19 protein-coding genes, 4 tRNA genes and 2 pseudogenes are annotated in these 21,926 nt (G+C 67.3%); 18 read left to right on the forward strand and 7 right to left on the reverse strand.

Annotation, left to right across the window (positions count from 1 at the left end; genetic code table 11):
• The 3 genes from GOAMI_RS04880 to GOAMI_RS04890 all read left to right on the forward strand — a co-directional run.
• The coding region (locus tag GOAMI_RS04880) for a glycosyltransferase (protein ID WP_006435287.1) at positions 1-816 on the forward strand (816 nt) is incomplete at its 5' end.
• 81 nt (positions 817-897) lie between these two features.
• Entirely contained in the window at positions 898-1,605 is a 708-nt protein-coding gene (locus tag GOAMI_RS04885) for a demethylmenaquinone methyltransferase (protein WP_006435288.1), read from the forward strand.
• 479 nt (positions 1,606-2,084) lie between these two features.
• On the forward strand, positions 2,085-3,704 hold the full coding sequence (locus GOAMI_RS04890) for an HNH endonuclease signature motif containing protein (RefSeq protein WP_006435289.1): 1,620 nt from the start codon (positions 2,085-2,087) through the stop codon (positions 3,702-3,704).
• Positions 3,705-3,748: 44 nt separating this feature from the next.
• Here the strand turns inward: GOAMI_RS04890 and GOAMI_RS04895 are convergent.
• Both GOAMI_RS04895 and GOAMI_RS04900 read right to left on the reverse strand, forming a co-directional pair.
• A pseudogene (locus tag GOAMI_RS04895) lies at positions 3,749-4,782 on the reverse strand (oxygenase MpaB family protein).
• A gap of 239 nt (positions 4,783-5,021) precedes the next feature.
• Positions 5,022-6,296 (reverse strand): geranylgeranyl reductase family protein, encoded by a 1,275-nt coding sequence (locus tag GOAMI_RS04900; RefSeq protein WP_006435291.1) that lies wholly within the window; start codon positions 6,294-6,296, stop codon positions 5,022-5,024.
• Between the two features lie 119 nt (positions 6,297-6,415).
• Here GOAMI_RS04900 and GOAMI_RS04905 point away from each other — a divergent pair, with 119 nt between their 5' ends.
• On the forward strand, positions 6,416-7,432 hold the full coding sequence (locus GOAMI_RS04905) for a polyprenyl synthetase family protein (protein WP_006435292.1): 1,017 nt from the start codon (positions 6,416-6,418) through the stop codon (positions 7,430-7,432).
• 137 nt (positions 7,433-7,569) lie between these two features.
• Here the strand turns inward: GOAMI_RS04905 and htpX are convergent, their stop codons facing one another.
• Both htpX and GOAMI_RS04915 read right to left on the reverse strand, forming a co-directional pair.
• Complete coding sequence (gene htpX / locus GOAMI_RS04910; RefSeq protein ID WP_006435293.1) at positions 7,570-8,427, reverse strand: zinc metalloprotease HtpX; 858 nt, start codon at positions 8,425-8,427, stop codon at positions 7,570-7,572.
• A gap of 200 nt (positions 8,428-8,627) precedes the next feature.
• Positions 8,628-9,119, reverse strand: a complete 492-nt coding sequence (locus tag GOAMI_RS04915) for a YajQ family cyclic di-GMP-binding protein (protein WP_006435294.1) — start codon at positions 9,117-9,119, stop codon at positions 8,628-8,630.
• A gap of 150 nt (positions 9,120-9,269) precedes the next feature.
• Between GOAMI_RS04915 and GOAMI_RS04920 the strand changes: the two genes are divergently transcribed.
• The 14 genes from GOAMI_RS04920 to GOAMI_RS04985 all read left to right on the forward strand — a co-directional run bounded on the left by GOAMI_RS04920 (position 9,270) and on the right by GOAMI_RS04985 (position 18,884).
• Positions 9,270-9,350: transfer RNA gene (locus tag GOAMI_RS04920), tRNA-Tyr, on the forward strand.
• 118 nt (positions 9,351-9,468) lie between these two features.
• Positions 9,469-9,541 (forward strand) — tRNA-Thr (locus tag GOAMI_RS04925).
• 21 nt (positions 9,542-9,562) lie between these two features.
• Positions 9,563-9,636 (forward strand) — tRNA-Met (locus GOAMI_RS04930).
• Positions 9,637-9,729: 93 nt separating this feature from the next.
• Positions 9,730-9,897: a 50S ribosomal protein L33 gene (rpmG, locus tag GOAMI_RS04935; protein WP_003929651.1), complete on the forward strand. Its 168-nt coding sequence runs from the start codon at positions 9,730-9,732 to the stop codon at positions 9,895-9,897.
• A 239-nt stretch (positions 9,898-10,136) separates the two neighbouring features.
• The gene (locus GOAMI_RS04940) at positions 10,137-11,234 is read left to right on the forward strand and encodes a fused (3R)-hydroxyacyl-ACP dehydratase subunits HadA/HadB (protein WP_006435295.1); all 1,098 of its coding nucleotides are present in this window, start codon (positions 10,137-10,139) and stop codon (positions 11,232-11,234) included.
• 467 nt (positions 11,235-11,701) lie between these two features.
• Positions 11,702-11,774, forward strand: a tRNA-Trp gene (locus GOAMI_RS04945).
• A 39-nt stretch (positions 11,775-11,813) separates the two neighbouring features.
• On the forward strand, positions 11,814-12,296 hold the full coding sequence (gene secE / locus GOAMI_RS04950) for a preprotein translocase subunit SecE (protein ID WP_006435296.1): 483 nt from the start codon (positions 11,814-11,816) through the stop codon (positions 12,294-12,296).
• A gap of 67 nt (positions 12,297-12,363) precedes the next feature.
• Positions 12,364-13,197: a transcription termination/antitermination protein NusG gene (nusG, locus tag GOAMI_RS04955; RefSeq protein ID WP_006435297.1), complete on the forward strand. Its 834-nt coding sequence runs from the start codon at positions 12,364-12,366 to the stop codon at positions 13,195-13,197.
• A gap of 243 nt (positions 13,198-13,440) precedes the next feature.
• Complete coding sequence (gene rplK, locus GOAMI_RS04960) at positions 13,441-13,875, forward strand: 50S ribosomal protein L11 (protein ID WP_006435298.1); 435 nt, start codon at positions 13,441-13,443, stop codon at positions 13,873-13,875.
• Positions 13,876-14,020: 145 nt separating this feature from the next.
• Positions 14,021-14,737, forward strand: a complete 717-nt coding sequence (gene rplA / locus GOAMI_RS04965) for a 50S ribosomal protein L1 (protein WP_006358216.1) — start codon at positions 14,021-14,023, stop codon at positions 14,735-14,737.
• A gap of 110 nt (positions 14,738-14,847) precedes the next feature.
• Positions 14,848-15,747 (forward strand): ABC transporter substrate-binding protein, encoded by a 900-nt coding sequence (locus GOAMI_RS04970; RefSeq protein WP_024499801.1) that lies wholly within the window; start codon positions 14,848-14,850, stop codon positions 15,745-15,747.
• A 1-nt stretch (position 15,748) separates the two neighbouring features.
• The gene (locus tag GOAMI_RS04975) at positions 15,749-16,771 is read left to right on the forward strand and encodes a FecCD family ABC transporter permease (protein WP_024499802.1); all 1,023 of its coding nucleotides are present in this window, start codon (positions 15,749-15,751) and stop codon (positions 16,769-16,771) included.
• Complete coding sequence (locus GOAMI_RS04980) at positions 16,768-17,556, forward strand: ABC transporter ATP-binding protein (RefSeq protein ID WP_006435301.1); 789 nt, start codon at positions 16,768-16,770, stop codon at positions 17,554-17,556. The genes GOAMI_RS04975 and GOAMI_RS04980 overlap by 4 nt, the downstream gene beginning before the upstream one ends.
• On the forward strand, positions 17,553-18,884 hold the full coding sequence (locus tag GOAMI_RS04985) for a bifunctional adenosylcobinamide kinase/adenosylcobinamide-phosphate guanylyltransferase (protein WP_006435302.1): 1,332 nt from the start codon (positions 17,553-17,555) through the stop codon (positions 18,882-18,884). The genes GOAMI_RS04980 and GOAMI_RS04985 overlap by 4 nt, the downstream gene beginning before the upstream one ends.
• A 40-nt stretch (positions 18,885-18,924) precedes the next feature.
• Here GOAMI_RS04985 and GOAMI_RS04990 read toward each other — a convergent pair.
• The 3 genes and pseudogenes from GOAMI_RS04990 to GOAMI_RS05000 form a co-directional block, all read right to left on the reverse strand.
• Positions 18,925-19,999, reverse strand: a pseudogene (locus GOAMI_RS04990) (ABC transporter substrate-binding protein).
• Entirely contained in the window at positions 19,996-20,820 is an 825-nt protein-coding gene (locus GOAMI_RS04995; RefSeq protein ID WP_024499803.1) for an ABC transporter ATP-binding protein, read from the reverse strand. Before GOAMI_RS04995 ends, GOAMI_RS04990 begins: the two are co-directional and overlap by 4 nt.
• On the reverse strand, positions 20,820-21,872 hold the full coding sequence (locus tag GOAMI_RS05000) for a FecCD family ABC transporter permease (RefSeq protein ID WP_024499804.1): 1,053 nt from the start codon (positions 21,870-21,872) through the stop codon (positions 20,820-20,822). Before GOAMI_RS05000 ends, GOAMI_RS04995 begins: the two co-directional genes overlap by 1 nt.
• Between the last annotated feature and the right edge of the window lie 54 nt (positions 21,873-21,926).

The following is a 21,926-nucleotide window of genomic DNA, read 5'->3' on the forward strand; positions in this document are numbered from 1 at the left end:
GGCGTGCCGGTGGTCGCGGTCTTCCAGACCGATGTGGCCGGGTTCGCGGCGTCGTACCGGCTGGGTGCGGTGGAGAAGGCGGCCTGGCGATACACCCGCCTGTTGCACGAGATGTGCGATCTGACGCTGGCGCCGTCGAGCGAGACGATGACCGCCCTCGCCGTGCGCGGCGTGCCGCGGCTCCGGAAGTGGGGGCGCGGCGTCGACCTCGACCTGTTCGCGCCGGACCGTCGGGACGAGGCTCTGCGCGCGCAGTGGCGGCAGGACCGCGACCACGCGCTGGTGTGCGGATTCGTGGGTCGGCTGGCGCCGGAGAAGCATGTCGAACGGTTGGCCGGGCTGTCCGGGGACCCGCGGGTGCGGTTGGTGATCGTCGGCGACGGTCCCGAACGCGCTCGCCTCGAACGCTTGATGCCGGATGCGGTGTTCACCGGCGAGCTCCGCGGCGACGCGCTGGCCCGGGCGTACGCCTCGTTCGACGTCTTCGTGCACGCGGGCGAACACGAGACGTTCTGTCAGACGATCCAGGAGGCGATGGCCAGCGGCCTGCCGGTCATCGCCCCCGCTGCCGGCGGACCGTGCGATCTGGTGACGCCGTTCCGCACCGGGTACCTGCTCGAGGTCGCGCGATTCGAGGCCGCCCTGCCGGCAATCGTCGACTCGCTGCACGACGATGCGGTGCGGGCCGCGTTCGGTCGGGCGGCACTCCAGGCGGTGCGGTCACGGACCTGGCCGTCTGTGTGCGCCGAGCTGGTGGGGCACTACCGGTCGGTGACCGGGGCGGGTGCCGCGGCCGAGTTCGACCGGCCCGCCTGATCGCCGGGACACCGGTCGCGGTGGCGGCGTGCGGCGTACCTCACGCTCGTCGTGGCGCCGGCGCGCGGTAGCGTGAGCGGCATGGCATCGACGGGCGCGAACCCACCTCAGCGAGCAAGTCTGGAGAAGGATCCGGCCGAGGTCGCGGCCATGTTCGACGGCGTCGCCCGACGCTACGACATCACCAACACGGTGCTGTCCTTCGGGCAGGATCGCGGGTGGCGCAAGAAGACACGCAAGGCGCTCGACCTGCGTCCGGGTGACATCGTGCTCGACCTCGCGGCCGGGACCGCGGTGTCGACGGTCGAACTGGCGTCGTCGGGTGCCCACTGTGTGGCCGCCGACTTCTCACTCGGCATGCTCAAGGCCGGCGCCCACCGCGACGTGCCCAAGGTCGCGGCCGACGCGCTCTCGCTCCCGTTCGCCGACGACTCCTTCGACGCGGCCACCATCTCCTTCGGGCTGCGCAACGTCAACGATGTCCCGACTGCGCTCGCCGAGCTGCGTCGTGTGCTGAAACCCGGTGGGCGACTGGTGGTCTGCGAGTTCTCCACGCCGACGTTCAAGCCGTTCCGCACCGTGTACATGGAGTACCTGATGAAGGCGCTGCCGGCGGTGGCGACGAAGGTGTCGAGCAGTCCGGACGCGTATGTCTACCTGGCCGAATCGATCCGGGCCTGGCCCGACCAGTTCGCGCTGGGCGACCTGATCCGCGACGCCGGCTTCGACCAGGTGCGCTGGCAGAACATGACCGGCGGGATCGCGGCGATCCACTCCGCCCGGGCCTGACGTCCCCGACGCCACTTCGAAAACGACGTCGCATGCGACCTCGATCCGGTCCGGCGACGTCAGCTGGCGTCGCAGATCCCGAATCGGTGTCGCATGCGACTTCGGTTGTGGGGCAACGAGGTAGGAGTGCGTGCAGTCCGATCGGTGGGTAGCGAGCTGGCGAGGAACCCTTCGCTACCGTGGTAGCGAGCTTGCGTGCGGTCTTTCTGTTCCTTGAGTAGCGAGCTTGCGAGCAACTCTCCGCTCTCTGAGGCGAGTTTGCGAGGAACCTTCCGCTCCTTGGGTAGCGAGTTTGCGAGCGGTCTTTCTGTTCCTTGAGTAGCGAGCTTGCGAGCGTATCGAAAGGCCCCTCTACCAGACACCACCGACAAGTCCGGAAATGAATCTGATCCTCGATACTCGTTGCGAGGCAGCCGAATTGCGCCTACAGTCGAGTTATCGAACACGTATTCGAGTCGACGTCTCCAGGGGGTGACCACATGACCGATCACGCACTGCGCGATGACACCACCACACCGCCACCCTCGGGTCCCGCCGTGTTGGTCGGCCAGATCCACACCCTCATCGATCAGCTGCAGACAGTGAACCTGACCGGGTGTTCGGATGCCGAACTGGTCGATGTCGCGGTAGAGACCGAACGGGCGATCGCGCGACTGACTTTCGCCGGCGATCGTCAGATCGTGGAAGCCACCGAACGTGATCTGCCGCGCAAGACCGGGCATCGCAGCATCATCCAGTTCATGACCCACCGCCTGCGGATGGCCAATCCCGGTAAACGTCTCGAACAAACCCGGGCCACCGCATCGTTTCCTGATCTGACCACCGGTGAACCCCTCGCACCCGCACATCCGGCGCTGGCCGAGGCGTTCGCCGCCGGGCGAGTCGGGTCCGCGCACGTGCACGCGGTGCTCGACGTGCTCGACCAGATTCCGCACGCCGTCGCCCATGATGTGCAGGTCGCGGCCGAACAGCAGATGGCCGAGATCGCGGTCGAGCACACCCCGGCCGACATCACCCACCTCGGCGCCCGACTCCTGGGCCATCTCGACCCGGACGGCACCCTCGCCGATGATGCGGATCGGCAACGTCGCCGCAACTTCTGGCTCAACCGGCAACGTGCCGACGGGACCGCGAAACTCAACGGCACCCTCACCCCCGAGTTGGTGGCGCGGTTGGAGATGATGCTGGCCGTGTGGGCGAAACCCGGCATGAACAACCCGCATGATGCTGAATCCCCGTGCGGGTCGATCGAGGACGCCGACCCCGACCAGCTGGCAGCCGCGGCCGAGCGTGATGACCGCAGCCCGGCGCAGTTGAACCATGACGCGTTCAACGCGCTACTCAAAGCAGTGTTCGACGACGGCATGCTCGGCACCAGTCACCGCGGACTGCCGGAGCAGTTGATCGTCAAAGCTGACCTCAATGATCTGATCCGTGAAGCCGGGGTGGCGACGACGGCGACCGGCACGTTGATCCCGATCCCGGATCTGATCAAGCTGGCCGCTGATGCGCAACCGTGGTTGGCGGTGTTCGAAGATGCCACCGCGGTCCCGTTGTACTTCGGACAAGGCAAACGATTGGCCACTCGCGAACAACGCCTGGTGTCCTTCGCCCGGCCCGACGGCGAATCGTGCTCCACTCCCGATTGCCGCGTACCCGCCGCCCACGTGGAAATGCATCACGCCCAAATCGATTGGGGTGACGGCGGATTCACTGACATCACCAACCTCACTCCCGCCTGCACCCGACACCACCACATGGTCGGTAACCAACCCGGCCAATACACCACCCGCATGGTCCGCGAAGGACCCGATGAAGGCCGCTGTACCTGGCAGCTGAACGTCGAACCCGGTGCCCCTCCGAATCCGGAGCGGATCAATCGGCGACCTGATCTACCGCGCCGGTTCGCCGAACATTTGAAACAGGTACGCGAGGAGATCCACGGACCCGACCCGGCGTCCGGCGATGAAACACGCCTCGAGATCCGCGAAGTCATCGGCCACCAATCCGAGGCGCCCGTAAACCGGGGTCTGTCTCTCAAGGACCTGTCGCCCATCGAACTGCGATGCGCCGCACTCCTCGGACTCAACAAGATCTGAACCCCTCCAGCGCGGTGACTCTCCGAGCTCGGAGAACCGCAGGGTCAGGAGCCGGTGGCCTGCCGCGCGTCCTCGGCGATCAGGTCGTGCGGGACCGGGCAGCCGGTAGGCGCGGACTGTGCTGCGCCGGAACCCTTCTCGGGATTCGACGCGCCGGGGACGGGGCAACCGGCCCCGAAGGTGCCGAGTTCCTCGAGGCGATAACCGTTGGGGTAGCTGCGGATCTGCTTCGTCTGACGGCCGAACAGCGGCTCGGTCCGCGGCGGGAAGAACAGCCGGATCGCGAGACCGCGGGCCTTCAGTCCACCACGCACCAGAATACGTTCGACGAGGGTCGGCTTCGGGTACTTGAACGCGTTGAGCAGGCGATCGTCCATGAGCGCGAACGACATCCGGCGTACGACCGCGCGGGAGAGCAGCTTGTAGGGCATGAAGGTGCCGAGCAGGTCGAGGGTCGAGTCCGCGACGGCCAGGGCGTCGGGGCTGAACGCGAAGTTGGCCGTCTCGTAGTCCTCGTAGAACTGCTTGAAGCCCTCGTAGGTCTCCGGGATGTCCTTGATGCCCATCAGCTGACCGAGCCGGCGATAGTAGTTCGTGAGGCCCCGGATCTCGTGGCTGGTGAGCTTGCGCCACTCGTAGGCGTTGACCCACTCCACCGGGCACACCACGAAGGTCGCCAGCACGTAGAGGAAGTCGCCGTTGGAGATGTCGTACATGCCGTGCATCTGGTTGATGCGCCGGATGCCGGCGCGTCCCAGTGGACTGTCGCGCCGTGCTCGATCGGGGCGTCGAGAAGGAGGACCGTGTCGTCGTAGCGCTTCTGCGTCGACTCGGTGAACTGGCTCGTCTTGTACAGCAGGTCGCCGATCGACGGCACCGCGTAGGTGCGGAACAGGGCGAAGCTCAGCGCCTGGGTGATTCCCCAGGGGAACTCCTGGGTGCCGAGTGCCCGTGCGATCGACGTCGGGTCGTTGTCGGCGTCCATCCGATCGATGTCGCCACGCAGGTGATAGCGCTGCGTCACCCGGTTCTGGACGGCGTGCTTGGCGCGGGTGGCGAGAGTGGATGCAGTGGGCATCGTGCATCTCCTGGGTCGGCGGTGGTCTCGATTGTTGCATGTGTGTGGCCGAGGCCACACAGGTTGGAACATTACCGCCTCTATGTCTCATTGGGTGTGCCGGGGTGGTGAGACGTCGCAATTTTTCCCGCGTGCACGTTTCGGTCCGGTCGGCGACCGCTTCCCGGCCGCTGACCGGATTCGATCGGCGGCTGGGAAACGACGCCGCGGGACTGCGCCCGCCGGCCGCGTATCGAGGTTCAGGCGAACGGCGGCCGCGGATCGATGCGGCTGGAGATGCGACCGACGGTCCGCCAGGCGCGGGCGACGAGGTCGGCGTCCTCGTCGGTGATCAGATTGCCCATGACGCGGACGACCAGTGACATCAGCTGCGGTGAGCGGATGCCCGGACGGCCGAGCGTGGGCACCGTCTGCGGCATCGTCAGGAGTCCGGCGAGGCGTCGGGCGGCGGAGAACGCCAGCCCGTAGTGGCCGACGAGGATGTCGCGCCAGCGGTCGGTGTAGTCGTCGGCACCGAGGAGTTCGACGGCCAGCCGGGCGGTTTCCATCGCGTAGTCGATGCCCTCGCCGTTGAGCGGGTTGACGCAGGCGGCGGCGTCGCCGATCAGCATCCAGTTGCGGCCCGCGACCCCGGTCACCGCGCCACCCATCGGCAGCAGGGCCGAGGCGATACGGACCGGCGGTCCGCCCAGTGCCCATTCGTCCTGCACCATGGCGGCGTAGTGCTCGAGGATCGGTCGAAGTGCCATGTGCGCCGGTCGTTTCGAGGTCGCGAGCGCGCCCACTCCGACGTTGACCAGTCCGCCGCCCGCGGCGCCCAGGGGGAACACCCATCCGTAGCCGGGGAGGAGTTCGCCCTCGGGGCCGCGCAGCTCCAGATGCGAACCCATCCAATGGGAGTCGGCACGTGCCGATGGCGCGTACGCGCGCGCCGCGACGCCGTAGGCCGTGTCCCGATGCCATTCGCGGCCAAGGGCTTTGCCCAATCCCGACCGCACGCCGTCGGCGACGATGAGGTCACCCACCCGCACGGTGTGGGTGTCGCCGCCGGCGGAGAACGTCACCGCGCCGACCCGGTCGCCGTCCATCGTCACGTCGATTGCCTTGGCGCCCTCCACCATTCGGACGCCGGTGCGCACCGCGTGGGCACGGATCGCGTCGTCGAACTCGGTGCGGGCGACCGCGCTGCCGTAGGCGGGGAAGCGTCCCGAGGGCCAGCGGACCTGCTGACGCGCGCCCCACCCGTTGAGGAGCAGGCCGTCGATGCGCGGCCGGTCGGCCACCAGAGAGCCGAGGCCCAGGGCGTCGAGCTCGGCGACGGCGCGCGGGGTGAGTCCGTCGCCGCACGTCTTGTCGCGCGGGAACACCGCGGCGTCGACCAGGACGACGTCGCGTCCGGCCGCGGCGGCATGCGCGGCGGCCGCCGACCCGCCCGGTCCCGCGCCGACCACCAACACGTCCGCGTGGTCGGGGAAGGGGGCAGCGTCCTGGGGCGTCGTCTTCTCAGGGCTCACCCGAACAGTATGTCCGTAGCCCCGACCGGATAGGCTCGGCAGGCAGGTGGGGCGACGAGGACACTCGGGCATCCGCCACCACGAATTTGCCGGATCAGACGAGATGGGGCGGCCTAGCTGTGAAGTCCACATTCGCCGGGTTGGACCTGGTATCGGATGAGTTCGCCGAAACGGTGCGCTCCTCGTTGCAGAAGGTCGAGGACCTGCTGCTGAGCGAGCTCTCGTCCGGGGACGACGTCATGACGGAGGCGGCGACCCACCTGGCCAAGGCCGGTGGCAAGCGGTTCCGGCCGATGTTCGCCATTCTCGCCTCGCAGTTCGGGCCGCGTCCCGACTCGCAGGACGTCATCAAGTCGGCGACCGTCGTCGAGATGATTCACCTCGCGACGCTGTACCACGACGACGTCATGGACGAGGCCTCGATGCGCCGCGGCGCCCCGAGCGCCAACGCCCGCTGGACGAACTCCATCGCGATTCTCTCCGGCGACTTCCTGTTCGCCCGCGCCTCCCGCCTGGTGTCGACGCTGGGCCCCGAGGCCGTGCGCATCATCGCCGAGACCTTCGCCGAACTCGTCACCGGCCAGATGCGGGAGACCGTCGGGGTCAAACCCGGCGCCGACCCCATCGACCACTACCTGCAGGTGGTGTGGGAGAAGACGGGTTCGCTGATCGCCGCCGCCGCACGCTTCGGCGCGATGGCCTCCGGGGCGACCGCGGACGACATCGAGCGGCTGTCCCGGATCGGCGACATCGTCGGCGTGGCCTTCCAGGTCTCCGACGACATCATCGACATCAGTTCGGTCTCGGTCGAGTCGGGGAAGACCCCGGGCACCGACCTGCGCGAGGGTGTCCACACCCTGCCCGTCCTCTACGCGCTCACCGGCGACGACGCCACGTCGGCGCGGCTGCGTGAACTGCTCGTCGGTGCCGAGGGCGGATCACGCCCGCTCACCGACGACGCCGAGGTCGCCGAGGCACTCGAGTTGCTCGGCTCGTCGGCCGGTATGGCCGCCGCGCGGGCCAAGCTGCAGAGCTTCGCCGACGAGGCCCACACCATGCTCGCGGAGCTGCCGGAGACGCCGGCACACAAGGCGTTGTCGTCGTTGGTGGACTACACCGTCGAGCGGGTCGGGTAGGGGCTTCGACGCGGTGCCTCGCTGCGCTCGGTACCGGCTCAGCCGGCAGGGGGCTCAACTGGCAGGTGGGCTCAGCCGGCAGTTCCTGCTGGCCGAGTAGCGACGACCGAGCGAAGCGAGGACGCCGCGTATCGAGGTCACTGCCCGTTGCGGGCCATCTCCTGCAGACGCCGGATGCGTTCGGCGGTCGGCGGATGGGTGGAGAACATCTTCGCCATGCGGTCGCCGGCGCGGAACGGGCTCTCGATCATCATGTGTGACTGCGCGGCGATGTCGGGCTGCGGCGGCAGCGGGGCGGCCTGGACCCCGCCGGAGATCTTCGCCAGCGCGGAGGCGAGAGCCAGCGGGTCGCCGGTCAGTTCGGCGCCTGATTCATCGGCCTGGAACTCGCGTGAACGTGACACCGCCATCTTCACCAGGGTGGCCGAGATCGGTCCCAGGAAGGCGATGAGGAGCATCGCGAGCGGATTGGGCCCGCTGTCGCGGCCGCCGAAAGCACCCATGAACATCGCGAAGTTGGCCAGGCCGCTGATGACGGCGGCCATCGCGCCCGCGATCGAGCTGATCAGGATGTCGCGGTTGTAGACGTGCGACAGCTCGTGACCGAGCACGGCACGCAGCTCGCGCTCGTCGAGCAGCTGCAGGATGCCCGTCGTGCAGCACACGGCGGCGTTCTTGGGGTTGCGGCCCGTCGCGAAGGCGTTGGGGTTCTCGGTGGGCGAGATGTAGAGCGCAGGCATCGGCTGGTGGGCCGAGGTCGCCAGCTCACGCACGATGCGATAGATGACGGGCGCCTGCAGCTCGGTGACGGGCTGGGCGTGCATCGCCTTCAGCGCCATCTTGGCGCTGTTGAAGTACACGTAGGCGTTCATGCCCACGGCGAGGACAACCGAGCCCCAGAGGATCAGGGGGCTCTGGAACAGCGCACCGATTCCGACGATGATCGCCGACATCACACCCAACAGGGCTGCGGTCTTCAATCCGTTGAAATGCATCGCGGGTCCTCGTCTGTCGCGCGCCGACCGGTGGATGAAAGGCGCCTCGTTCATTCAAACGACGCAACGTCCGTTTGGGTTTCCGGCGGACCCGGTGCGATCTTGCACACACATCGCAAGCGGCCGGGCGTCGTGGGCTCGGTGGGGTGAACGGCGACATCCCCGCCCGGCACGGATGGCGGGCGGGGACGTCGTCGAGGTCAGCGGTAGTTGACGAACTGCAGGGCGATGCCGAAATCCTCGCCCTTGAGCAGCGCGATCACGGCCTGCAGGTCGTCGCGCTTCTTGCTGGAGACGCGCAGCTCGTCGCCCTGGATTTGAGCCTTGACGCCTTTCGGGCCCTCGTCACGGATCTTCTTGGAGATCTTCTTCGCGTGCTCGGAGTCGATGCCCTGGACCAGCTTTCCGCTGATCTTGAAGGTCTTGCCCGATCCGACGACCTCGCCGGCGTCGAACGCCTTCAGCGAGATGTCACGGCGGATCAGCTTCTCCTTGAACACCTCGAGACCGGCCTGCGCGCGCTCTTCGGCGTCGGAGGTGATCACGATCGTCTCCTCGCCGGACCACTCGATACCGGTGTTGGTACCGCGGAAGTCGTAGCGCTGCGACAGCTCCTTGGCAGCCTGGTTGAGGGCGTTGTCGACTTCCTGGCGGTCGACCTTGCTCACCACGTCGAACGATGAATCAGCCATGTCCGACAGGTTATGCCATTGCCGCCGCGGGATCGGTGACAGCCCGCAGATACCCGTCCCTGACCAGCCGGTTTGCATGCGGACGTATGGTTCGTTGTATTCTTCACCGCGTTGTTCGAACGACCGTCACGGCGGCCGTGGGAGCAGCACGGCAGGTTGCCCGAGCGGCCAAAGGGAGCGGATTGTAAATCCGTCGCGCAAGCTACATAGGTTCGAATCCTATACCTGCCACGGCGTGGTCGATGTTCACGAAAACTGCCCGACAGACGGTCTCTGACCAGCGATTTGTCTAGCACGGACGTGAGTGTGTAACCTCGTTAAGGCTCTCGGACAGAAATGCCCGGGGCACGCCCCCTTAGCTCAGTCGGCAGAGCGTTTCCATGGTAAGGAAAAGGTCGACGGTTCGATTCCGTCAGGGGGCTCGCTGGACGAGAAGTCCGCGGGGCGGTGTAGCTCAGCTGGTTAGAGCGCACGACTCATAATCGTGAGGTCGAGGGATCGAGTCCCTCCACCGCTACACATCGGGTCCGACCGGAACCGAGCGCAAGGGTCGCCAGCCCTGAGGGAACTGCCGAACCCGACCACGTACCACCCGAAAGAAGGCAATCAAGTGGCCTCCTCAACAGATGTTCGCCCCAAGATCACCTTGGCCTGCGAGGTGTGCAAGCACCGTAACTACATCACCAAGAAGAACCGCCGCAACGATCCCGATCGCCTCGAGATCAAGAAGTTCTGCCCGAACTGCGGCAAGCATCAGGCGCACAAGGAATCGCGCTAGACAACGCCTGTCGGCGATTCCGGTACAAGAACCAGCACACGGGCTGCCTCTGCGAAGAGGCGGCTCGTTTTGCTTGTTACCGGGTAGGGGGTCGCCCGGTCACGAGGTGCTTCGCACAACTAAATAGACTCAATCGAGACAACACGCGCAGCGCGGCGCGGGTGGGTCGTCGACAAGCGGCCCCACGTAGTCCGGTCCGGGCCCTCCCGGATCGGTCATGCGAAGGGAGTAGTAGTCAAATGTCAGACGCGAGTGGAACAGACCTCCAGGAGCGGATAGCCGAGTCGAGGAACGGCGGCGCCAAGCTCACCCCCGAGGAGATCGCCGCGCACACCCAGTCGCTTGTCGGCTTCCACTACACCGTCGACGACTACTACGAGATCGGCCGCGAAGAGGTGCGTAAGCACGCCATGGCTGTGCAGGACGCGCACCCGACCCACTGGAGTGAGAAGGGTGCCCGCGAATTCGGGCACGAGACCCTGATCGCCGCGCCCACATACGTCTCGGTCCTCGGCATCATCGCGCAGCGCAAGCTGTTCGAGGACGTGATCACCGGCTACGACATGTGGCAGATCATGCAGACCGATCAGCGCCTCGTCTACCACCAGCCGATGAAGGTCGGGGACCGCCTGATCTGCGACGTCTCGCTCGAGTCGTTCCGTCACGTCAGCAGCCCCGAGATGATCGACCTGATGGTCACCAAGAACGTCATCTGGAACCAGCACGACGAGCCGGTCATGACCACCTGGACGTCGCTGGCCGCTCGTCCCGGCATGGACGTCGATCCCGAGCTCGAGGCCTCGCTCGACCACGTGATGATGAAGATCGACGCGATCGGGGAACCCGGGCACACCGTCGAGCCCAAGGCCGGTCGGTATGACCTGCCCGACCCGACCCAGTCGCCCGGCGCCTACGCCGCGGTGAACTTCGACACTCTCTCCGTCGGGCAGGAACTCACGCCCAAGCGGTACTTCCTCACGCGCGGCAACCTGTCCAACTACGCCGGTGTCGCCGGCGACCCGAACCCGATCCACTTCTCCGACCATGTGATCAACGCGGCCGGGATGGACGACGTCGTCGCCCACGGCATGCAGACGATGGGCCTCGGTGCCAGCTTCGTCTCCGAGTTCATCGGTGATCCGGCCGCCTTCTGCGAGTACAACGTGCGTTTCACCAGTCCGGTGTACGTCCCGGCCGACGACAGCGCCGCCGTCGACTTCACCGGCAAGGTCAAGTCCCTGGACCCGGAGACCCGGCGCGGCACGATCGCGATCACCGCGAAACAGGGCGACCGCCGGATCTTCGGCCGCGCCACGGTGGTCGTTCAGTTCAACTGACGCTTCCCGACACCGACGGGGCCGACCGAACCGCGTTCGCATGCGACATGGTTCAGGCGGTGCGACGTGGATCGAGTCGTGCATCCGGGTCGATGTCGCGTGCGACTTCGTGTCCTCGGTTCAGGGCGTCTGGGTGTCGATCCGGCGCAGCCGGCCCGGCTTTCGACACCCCGGGACGTGAGCGTCTTTGCAGGTCGCGGCGCGATGTCAGCCATGTCGGTGGTGGTGTCTCGGGGGCTCGCCGGGTGTCGCGGGGCCCGCGGCGTGTACGGTCGTCGAGGGAGCAGATGGAGCGCGTTTTGGGTCCACAGCCCCGGTGATCTACACTGAAGTGTCTGATTGATTCAGGCTTGCGCGCTACCCATAGGGTGGCGCGTTGGTTTTGTCGGCGATGAATCGCAGGCGCCGGTCGCGAGACCGGGATTCGATCGGATGGCAGCGGAACCACCTCGGTGGGGAAGTCGCAAAGGGGCGTAGCTCAATTGGCAGAGCAGCGGTCTCCAAAACCGCAGGTTGCAGGTTCAAGTCCTGTCGCCCCTGCCCTGGTGAAGGGCACACGTTGACGAGAGGACCGCGAAGTTGAGCAAGCGAGACCGGGCTGCCCGCGCCAAAGAAGCCGCCGAGGGTTCTGCGGCCGATTCGGCAGCGGCTGAGCTCGACGGTCGCGACGAGGCAACTGGCGGTGCAGCGGCCGACGAGACGTCGACCGGCGCCGCCAAGGAGCTGCGTCCGTCCGGCAAGCGCTCGGCTCGTGGACGTCGCTCGTCGACCGGTGTATCCGGAACCGACGGAGACGCCGACTCCGACACGGGGTCGTCGGTAGCCGTCAAGGAACGCAAGAAGAAGAAAAAGGCGTCTGCTGAGGACAGTCGGAATCCGTTCGTTCGGATCTGGTTGTTCCTCACGCAGGTCGTCGCCGAGCTGAAGAAGGTCATCTGGCCGACGCGGCGCGAGATGATCACGTACACGATCGTCGTGCTCGTGTTCGTCATCGTGATGACCGCGTTCATCTCCGGCCTCGACCTGGCCTTTGCCAAGGGCGTCCTCTGGTTGTTCGGCTGACCCACGCGGTGGGTGGCCGGGCGAGCGGGAGCCGACCGGAGATGAACCATAAGGAGCGTGGGCTGCAGTGAGCACCCCGGAGAACGAACTCGCATCGACCGACGCCGTCGACGTGGCTGACACCGACGTCGACGCGGCCGTGACCGACGAGGTCGACGAGGCTGCAGTCGACGAGGCCGGTGACACCGACGTCGAGGCGGCCGCCGAGGGCGACGACGCTCCCGCGACCGACGTCGCCTCTGAGGACGCGTCCGCCGAAGAAGCGCCTGAAGAAGAGGTCGATCCGGTCGAGGAGCTGCGCAAGCAACTGCGCCGCGCGCCCGGCGACTGGTACGTGATCCACAGCTACGCCGGCTACGAGAACAAGGTCAAGGCCAACCTCGAGACCCGCGTGCAGAACCTCGACGTCGGTGACTACATCTTCCAGGTCGAGGTCCCGACCGAAGAGGTCACCGAGATCAAGAACGGTCAGCCCAAGAAAGTCAACCGCAAGGTGCTTCCGGGCTACATCCTCGTTCGCATGGAACTCAACGACGAGTCGTGGGGCGCCGTTCGCAACACCCCGGGTGTCACCGGTTTCGTCGGGATGACCAGCAAGCCATCGCCGCTGTCTCTCAACGAGGTGCTGCAGTTCCTCATGCCGCGTGTGGAGGCCAAGAAGCCCGCCGCCAAGGGTGGGGCCGCCGAGGGCGTCGAAGCCGCAGCTGCCGCCGCGTCGAACGTCATCGAGGTCGACTTCGAGGTCGGCGAATCGGTCACCGTCATGGACGGCCCGTTCGCGACGCTGCCCGCGTCGATCAGCGAGGTCAACGCCGAGCAGCGCAAGGTCAAGGTGCTCGTGTCGATCTTCGGTCGCGAGACACCGGTCGAGCTCGGGTTCAATCAGGTCGAGAAGATCTGACCCTTCGAGGCTCGCTTCGCTCGCACCTCAGGGAGCGGGGAAAGCAGCTTCGCTCGCACCTCAGGGAGCGGGGAAAGCAGCTTCGCTCGCACCTCAGGGAGCGGGAAAGCAGCTTCGCTCGCACCTCAGGGAGCGGGGAAAGCAGCTTCGCTCGCACCTCAGGGAGCGGGGAGCAGGTTAAACACAAGACTTCTACGTCTCCAGCGGGCGTGGATTCGCAAGGAAACAAGCAAGGAACAGAAGATGCCTCCCAAGAAGAAGAAGCTCGCCGGGATCATCAAGCTCCAGATCCAGGCAGGCCAGGCCAACCCGGCCCCGCCCGTGGGTCCGGCGCTCGGTCAGCACGGCGTGAACATCATGGAGTTCTGCAAGGCCTACAACGCGGCGACCGAGTCGCAGCGCGGCAACGTCATCCCGGTGGAGATCTTCGTGTACGAAGATCGCTCCTTCGACTTCAAGTTGAAGACCCCGCCGGCTGCGAAGCTGCTCCTGAAGGCCGCAGGTCTCCAGAAGGGCTCCGGCGAGCCCCACACCAACAAGGTCGGCAAGGTGAGCATGGACCAGGTCCGTGAGATCGCCAAGACCAAGTCCGAGGACCTGAACGCCAACGACATCGACCAGGCCGCGAAGATCATCGCCGGTACTGCTCGGTCCATGGGCATCACGGTCGAGGGCTGATCTCGATACGTCCTCGGCTAGCGCCTCGGACTACTCGATCAGCAGGACCGGCAGGTCCGCTGATCAGCAAACAGAACCCCGTGGGAGGGCCGGCTCGGCCCGCACCACACACCCCGCCGTTTCAGTGCGGAGAAGGAACAGAGCAATGAGCAAGAAGAGCAAGGCCTACGCGGCCGCGGCCGAGAAGGTCGACAAGTCCAAGCTGTACAGCCCGCTGGAGGCTGTGGAGCTGGCCAAGGAAACCTCGTCGAAGAACACCGACGCGACCGTCGAGGTCGCGATCCGGCTGGGCGTCGACCCCCGTAAGGCAGACCAGATGGTTCGAGGCACCGTCAACCTGCCGCACGGCACGGGTAAGACCGCCCGCGTGATCGTGTTCGCCGCCGGCGACAAGGCCGCCGAGGCCACCGCCGCCGGTGCCGACGAGGTCGGCGCCGAGGACCTGATCGAGCGCATCCAGGGTGGTTGGCTGGACTTCGACGCCGCGATCGCCACCCCGGATCAGATGGCCAAGGTCGGCCGCATCGCGCGTGTCCTCGGACCGCGTGGCCTGATGCCGAACCCGAAGACGGGCACCGTGACCACCGACGTCACCAAGGCCGTCAACGACATCAAGGGCGGCAAGATCAACTTCCGCGTCGACAAGGCAGCCAACCTGCACTTCGTCATCGGCAAGGCCTCGTTCGACCCGGCCAAGCTGGCCGAGAACTACGGCGCCGCGTACGACGAGATCATGCGTGCGAAGCCGTCGGCAGCCAAGGGCCGCTACATCAAGAAGGTCACCGTCTCCACCACCACGGGTCCGGGCATCCCGGTCGACCCGCAGGTGAGCCGCAACTTCGCCGAAGCGCCGCAGGCCTGATCCGGTAGTAGGCGCTCTCGCGTAGACAGAGACCACGAGGGGTCCGGCAAATCACTGCCGGGCCCCTCGTGTTCTGTCTCCCCGTTCTTTTCCTCGGAGGTCATTGGCTCGTGGTGAGAATCCCTGCCGGAACCCGTCGTCGTGGTGGTGCGGTGACCGCCGCGCTGCTGACGATGTTGCTTGTGTTCGTCGGCTGTGGTGCCGACGATGGCCGGAACGACGTCGCGGTGGGGTCGGGGACGCCGTCGAAGATCGTGTCGCTCAGTCCGACGACCACCGAGATGCTGTTCGCCGTCGGTGCGGGTGATCAGGTGGTCGCCGTCGACGACCAGTCCGACTATCCCGCCGAGGCCCCGCGTACCACACTGTCCGGGTACACCCCGAACCTCGAGGCGATCCTCGCCTACGACCCCGATCTCGTCGTCCTGACCGACGACAACAACGACATCATCGCCGGTCTGGACCGGGTGGGCGTCGAGGTGCTGCGGCTCCCCGCGGCGAAGAACCTCGACGAGACGTACGCACAGATCCAGCAGATCGGCGAGGCCACCGGCCACGCCGAGAAGGCCGATCAGCTCGTCGCGTCGATGCGAGACGAGATCGAGCGGACCGTCCGGACCGTCCCGCTGCGCGAGGTGCCGCTGACCTACTTCCACGAGCTCGACGACACGTATTACACCGTCACCGACGACACCTACCTCGGCCAGATCTACGGGCTTCTCGGCCTGCGGTCGATCGCATCCGGGCAGAACGGCTATCCGCAGCTGTCGACCGAGTACATCCTGGAGAGCGATCCCGAGATCATCTTCCTGGCGGATTCCCAGTGCTGCGCGGTCACACCGGAGAAGGTCGCCGCGCGTGCCGGCTGGAGCGACCTGCGTGCCGTCGTGAACGGGCAGGTCCACGTCCTCGACGAGGACATCGCGAGCCGATGGGGTCCGCGCGTCGTCGACCTGGTCCGGGACGTTGCCCAGATCGTTTCCGGCGTCGACGGACAACCCTCGAACTGAGATGGTGAGCCGTCGGGTCGGGGTCATCTGCGGGGCCGTCGCGGTGCTGCTGGGCGCATGTCTGCTCGCAGTCCTCGTCGGCCCGGCCGGACTGACACCGAAGGGCGTTCTGCTCGACCTTCTCGACCGCCTCCCGCTCGTCGACGTCGAGTCCGGGCTCACCCGGCGTCAGCAGACGATCCTCTGGGAGGTGCGGATGCCGCGGGTGGCACTGGGCGCGCTGGTCGGTGCGATGCTCGCCGTCGCCGGTGCCGCCTATCAGGGCGTCTTCCGCAATCCGCTCGCCGACCCGTATCTCCTCGGCGTGTCCAGCGGCGCCGGGCTGGGCGCGACCGTCGCGATCGTCCTCGGCGGCGCGGCCGGCACGATCGGCCTGCCGCCCGCGGCGTTCGTCGGCGGCATCGTGGCCGTCGCAGCGACGTATGCGCTGGGCCGCACCGTCGGCGGTGGCCGCACCGAGGTGGTCATCATCCTCGCCGGCGTCGCGGTCGCGGCCTTCGCGAACGCCATCCAGACCTTCCTCATGCAGCAGCACGACGACACGCTGCGGCAGGTCTACAACTGGATGCTCGGGCGCCTGGCCACCGACGGCTGGTCCGAGGTCATCACCGTACTGCCGTACGTCGTCGCGTGTGTCGCCGTCATCGTGCTGTTCGGGCGCACACTCGACGTCATGGCGGTCGGCGACATCGAGGCGTCGAGTCTGGGGATCAGACCCGAACGGGCGCGACTGCTGCTCGTCTGCGTGGCGACCCTGGGGACCGCGGCCGTGGTGTCGGTGAGCGGGTTGATCGGGTTCGTGGGCATCGTGATCCCGCATGCGGTCCGGCTTCTCGTCGGACCCGGACATCGACTACTGCTGCCGCTGTCGTTGCTGGTGGGCGCGGCGTTCCTGGTGCTCGCGGACGTGGTCGCTCGGACGGCCATGTCGCCGTCCGAGCTGCCGATCGGTGTGGTCACCGCGGCCATCGGCGCGCCGTTCTTCCTCGTCGTCCTCCGGCGCAGCGGTCGGAGTCCGCAATGACCGCCTCGATCACCTGCCGTGGTGTCTGCGCATCCCGTGGGGGAGTGGAGGTCCTGCACGACGTGGACCTCGAGATCGGCTCGGGCGCCTGGGTTTCCCTGGTCGGCCCCAACGGTTCGGGCAAGACGACGCTGCTCCACGCACTCGCCGGTCTGGTGGCCTCGACCGGACGGATCGACGTCGCGGGCGTCGACCCCGGTCGCGCCCGTCGCCGCGAGACAGCCCGCGCCGTGGCGTTGATGCCGCAGCGGCCGATCGTGCCGGAGGGCACGTCGGTGCGCGAGCTCATCGGTCTGGGCCGCACCCCGCACATCGCCCGGTTCAGTGGTGAAACCCGTTCGGACCGTGAGGTGGTCGACGACGTCATCGAGTGCCTCGACCTCCAGGAGTTCGCGAACCGGTCCGCGTCCGCGCTGTCGGGTGGTGAGCTGCAGCGGGTCGTGCTCGCGCGGGCGCTGGCCCAGCAACCGCGTGTGCTGCTCCTCGACGAACCGACCAGCGCCCTCGACATCGGCCATCAGCAGCAGGTCCTCGACCTCGTCGACTCCATGCGGCGGGCCAGCGAGCTGACCGTCATCGCCGCGATGCACGACCTGACGTCCGCGGCTCAGTACGGGCAACGACTCATGCTCCTCGACCGGGGACGCATCGTCGCCGACGGTCCGCCCGCCGAGGTGCTCACCGCCGAACGCCTGCGGGATGTCTACGCCGCGAAGGTGGAGGTGCTCGACCGTCGTGACGGCCCGGCCGTGCTGCCGGTTCGGGATTCGGGAACATCGCGATGAAGGTCACGCTAATGGGCACGGGCGCCGCCGACGGTTGGCCGAATGCGTTCTGCCACTGCGTCTCCTGTGATGATGCGCGCCGTCTCCGCGACTTCCGTGCCCAGACCGCGGCACTCGTCGACGACGTGCTGATGCTCGACTTCGGGCCGGACGCGCCCGGCGCGGCGGTCCGCCACGGATGTTCGCTCGCCGGGGTGCGACATGTCCTGGTCACTCATGCACATGCCGATCACCTTGCGCCGCAATCATTGTTGTTCCGGTCATGGGTCGAGCGCTCCGGCGATCTGGAGGTCATCGGGCCGGCTGATGCCCTCGACTCCTGTCGAGCGTGGGTGGGTCCCGGCGACCCGGTGCGGTTCACTCCCGTCGTCGCCGGTGATCAGGTGCGGGTCGGGGAGTATGACGTGCGAGTGCTTCCCGCACGCCACAAGGTCTTTCGCGACGGTGATGCGGTCCTCTACGACGTCACCGGCCCCGACGGCACGCGGTTGCTCTGGGCGAGTGACACCGGCGTCTGGCCGGGTGAGTGGTTCGGGGCGGTCGCGGGCGTCGCATTCGACGCGGTCTTCCTCGAGGAGACCTTCGGCGATCGCGAGGACCTCTCCGACGGTCATCTGGGGTTGACCGGTTTCGCGACGATGGTCGAGGCCATGCGGAAGGTCGGTGCCGTCGTCGACTCCACCGACGTCGTGGCAGTTCACCTGGGACACCACAATCCGCCGGTCGGCACGCTGCGCGAGCGGCTTCGAGGTCTGGGTGCGCGCGCGGGACGAGACGGGGAGGTGCTCGACATGGGTGGACCGGTGCGGCGTCGGGTCTTCGTCACCGGCGGAGCGAGGTCGGGGAAGTCTCGGTACGCCGAAGGCCTGCTGGCCGGCGTCGACGACGTCGTCTATGTCGCTGCGGGCGGTCCGCGCACCGGCGATCCCGAATGGGAGCGCCGTGTCGAAAGCCACCGCCGGCGCCGGCCGGCGTCGTGGACGACGGTCGAGGACACCGACGTCGCCGGTGTCCTGCGGTCGGCGGCTCAGCCGGTCCTCGTCGACTGCCTCGGTACCTGGCTGACCGCCCGGATCGATCACCACAATGCCTGGGAGAAGGGCGATCTGGACACCATGCGAGCCGATGTCGACGATCTCCTGGACGCTTGGCGGACCTGTGCGGTCCCGGTCGTCGCGGTCAGCAACGAGGTCGGCAGCGGTGTCGTCCCGGCCACCGCGTCGGGCCGGTTGTTCCGCGACGAGCTCGGCCGTCTGAACGCCGGAATCGCCGACCTCGCCGACGAGGTGGTTCTCATGGTCGCCGGGCAGCCGGTCACCATCCGCTGAACCGCCCGCAGCATCGCCACTTCCGGGATGGGGTGACGGCTCAGTTCAGCCAGTCGTTGCCGCCGAGACCCAGCTGCCGGACGTCGAGGGTGGGGGTGATCCCCGACGCGGGGACGAGATCATGTGCCTCGAGGACCGACCGCAAGGTCTCGGCCGCGTCGATGTTGAGCGGACTCGACACCCACATCGCATAGGGAAGGTTCACAAAGCGGTTCTCGCGCACGGCCTTCAGGTTGCGGCCGGCCGGATTCGTGCGCAGCGCCTCGATCTTCGGCTCGACGGACTGGCCGGGATAGTCGACGAAGACGATCAGATCGGGGTCGGCCGTGGTGATCCGCTCCCAGCTGACCGCGGTCCAGGTGTCCTGGACGTCCTCGGTGGCGTTCCGCGCGCCCGCGGCGTCGATGATGCCCTGCGGTCCGCCGAAAGCGCCCGACGAGAAGATGGTGTCGGAGACGCTGTCGAAGACGAAGACCGTCGGCTTCTCCGTCGGTTGCGGTGCGCTGCGGAGGCTTTCGAGGCGGTCGGCGATCTCGTCGGCCGCCTTCGCCCCTTGCTCGGGATTGCCGGTGATGGTGCCGATGTTGCGCAGGTCGGTGTCGAGCGCGACCCATGGATCCATCGTGCCCCGCGGTGCCTGACCGTCGGCCTGACGGCATGCCTCCGAGAGCTGGTACACGTCGATGCCGTGCGAGGCCAGGATCTCCGGGGTGATCCCCCGGGACTCACTCATGCCGTAGTTGTATCCGGCGTACAGGACCTCAGGTTTGGCCCCCGACGATGTTCTCGAGCGTGGGCGGTTCGGTGGCTACCTCGTCGAGCGTGTCGACCTGCGGGCCGTATTCGAGTCGGAGAACGTCCTTGTCGCGCGCGAGCGCGCTGACGGCGACCATCTTGTCGCGTGCGCCGGCCGCCAGCGCGATCGCGATCATCCCGCCGTCGTTGGCGAACAGCCGATCGAGAGGCTGGTCGAAAGTGACCTCGGCGCCGCAGTTGGTGACGGTCACGGTGTCGGATGCGGTGGCGTCGGACTCGGTGCCGCAGCCTGCGGCCACCCCTAGGAGAACGGTTACGGCGGCGAGTGTGGGTGCGACTCGGGTGATGGTGCGGTTCATCGGTTTTCCTTGCTGGTGTGGGCCTGCTGCGCAGTGATGGGAGAGTTCAACAGGAGATGCGGGAGACCGGTCTCGGGGTGCGACACGACGGTGCCGGACACATCGAAGACCGAGGTAAGCAGATCGGGTGTCAACACCTCGACCGGCGGGCCGTGCGCGGTGATGCCGCCGTCGAAAACGACAGCGACGGAGTCGAAATGGCGGAGGACGAGGTCCAGGTCGTGCATGGCGGCGATGACCGTGGCGTCGAGGTCGTCGAGGATCTGCATCAACCGCAGCCGCCAGGCCGCGTCGAGATGGTTCGTCGGCTCGTCGAGAACGACGATCGGCGTCTGCTGGGCGATCGCGCGGGCGAGCACGACTCGATGCCGTTCGCCGCCCGACAGATGCATACACGACCGGCGTTCCCAACCGCCCAGTCCCACCTGCTCCAAAGCGGACCGGATGATCTCGTGGTCGTCGGAATTGCCTGTGGACCAGGCAGACCGGTACGGCGTGCGTCCGAGGCCGACCGCTTCGGCGACCGTGAGTTCGGACGACGGATGTTCATCCTGACCGACGACCGCGATCGACAGCGCACGACGCCGCGCGGGAAGACGATCGAGATCGTCGCCGGCCAACCGGATACGCCCGGTCGCCGGTCTCTCGAGACCGCACAGGGTCCGGAGCAACGTGCTCTTCCCCGCCCCGTTCGGGCCGACGATGGCGAGGCGGGTTCCGGCCGGGACGTCGAGGTCCACCTCGCGCAGGATCGTGCGGCCCCCACGACGACAGCTGACGGCGCTCGCGCACAGGGTCATCGAACGTGTGCCGGAGCTCATCAGGACCCGCCGCCGAACACGTACTGGCGTCGTCCCATCAAGAACAGGAAGATGGGTGCGCCGATCAGTCCGGTCACGATGCCCAGCGGCATCTCGCGTGGTGAGGCCGCCACTCGTGAGATGACATCGACCCACACGAGGAACAGGGCACCGCCGCAGACCGCGACGGGGATCATCGCCCGGTGCGTCGCGCCGACCAGCAGGCGAGCGGCGTGGGGGACGATCAATCCCACGAATCCGATTCCGCCCGCGACCGCGACCAGGACTCCGACGAGAATGCCCTGGACCGCGAACAACGCGTTCCGCATGGCACGCACGGGAACCCCGAGGGACGTCGCGGTGGCCGTGCCGGCCGCGTAGGCGTCGAGCCAGGAGTGGATCGCCAGCATCGCGAACACCGTGAGGGCGACGACGACGCCGGCGATCTGGACTTTCGCCCAGGTCGCGCCGGCGACGCTGCCCAGCATCCAGAACATCACGTTGTCGGCGGCATGCGGGTCCGCGGACGTGAACACCAGCAACGAGGACAGCGCCATGAACGCCGACGACAGCACCACCCCGGAGAGGATCAGGCGCAAGGCGGTCAGTCCGCCCTGCGCCCGGGCCACCGCGTACACGGTGACCGACGCCACGAGTGCGCCGACCAGGGCGCCGCCGGACAACGCCCAGACGCCGAGGGCGGCAAACGAACCGAGCGTGATGACGGCCGTGGCGCCGACCGCGGCTCCGGCGGACACGCCCAGAAGGTACGGCTCGGCGAGCGGATTGCGGACAAGGGCCTGCATGACTGCACCGGCGAGGGCCAGACCGGCGCCGACGATCGCCGCGAGAACCGAACGCGGCAAACGTAGATCCCAGACGATGACGGAGTGCGCGGCGTCGAGCTCGTCACCCCGGAGACGCCCGGCGACGGTACGCCAGACATCACCGATGGGTATGGTCTCGGCGCCGAAAGCGGTGGCGACAGTAATGCTCACCAGGGTGAGAACGAGAAGGATCAGGGCAAGAGGCATCGACGGAAGTCGCCCTACCGACGTGTCGGTGGCGATCATCGTCGTGCCGTCAGGAGGACGGGGCACGGGTGGTACTGCCTTCGGTCTGGGCAT

Origin of the sequence: Gordonia amicalis NBRC 100051 = JCM 11271 (assembly GCF_000332995.1) — a bacterium.
Classification (GTDB): Bacteria; Actinomycetota; Actinomycetes; order Mycobacteriales; family Mycobacteriaceae; genus Gordonia; species Gordonia amicalis.

Bases quoted from the DNA above. Each gene is read 5' to 3' on its own strand.
- GOAMI_RS04980 (WP_006435301.1), top strand. From the start codon at position 16,768: ATGACCGCCTCGATCACCTGCCGTGGTGTCTGCGCATCCCGTGGGGGA.
- GOAMI_RS05000 (WP_024499804.1), bottom strand. From the start codon at position 21,872: ATGATCGCCACCGACACGTCGGTAGGGCGACTTCCGTCGATGCCTCTT.
- rplK (WP_006435298.1), top strand. From the start codon at position 13,441: ATGCCTCCCAAGAAGAAGAAGCTCGCCGGGATCATCAAGCTCCAGATC.
- GOAMI_RS04885 (WP_006435288.1), top strand. From the start codon at position 898: ATGGCATCGACGGGCGCGAACCCACCTCAGCGAGCAAGTCTGGAGAAG.
- htpX (WP_006435293.1), bottom strand. From the start codon at position 8,427: ATGCATTTCAACGGATTGAAGACCGCAGCCCTGTTGGGTGTGATGTCG.
- GOAMI_RS04940 (WP_006435295.1), top strand. From the start codon at position 10,137: ATGTCAGACGCGAGTGGAACAGACCTCCAGGAGCGGATAGCCGAGTCG.
- GOAMI_RS04995 (WP_024499803.1), bottom strand. From the start codon at position 20,820: ATGAGCTCCGGCACACGTTCGATGACCCTGTGCGCGAGCGCCGTCAGC.
- GOAMI_RS04890 (WP_006435289.1), top strand. From the start codon at position 2,085: ATGACCGATCACGCACTGCGCGATGACACCACCACACCGCCACCCTCG.
- rplA (WP_006358216.1), top strand. From the start codon at position 14,021: ATGAGCAAGAAGAGCAAGGCCTACGCGGCCGCGGCCGAGAAGGTCGAC.
- GOAMI_RS04975 (WP_024499802.1), top strand. From the start codon at position 15,749: ATGGTGAGCCGTCGGGTCGGGGTCATCTGCGGGGCCGTCGCGGTGCTG.
- GOAMI_RS04915 (WP_006435294.1), bottom strand. From the start codon at position 9,119: ATGGCTGATTCATCGTTCGACGTGGTGAGCAAGGTCGACCGCCAGGAA.
- GOAMI_RS04985 (WP_006435302.1), top strand. From the start codon at position 17,553: ATGAAGGTCACGCTAATGGGCACGGGCGCCGCCGACGGTTGGCCGAAT.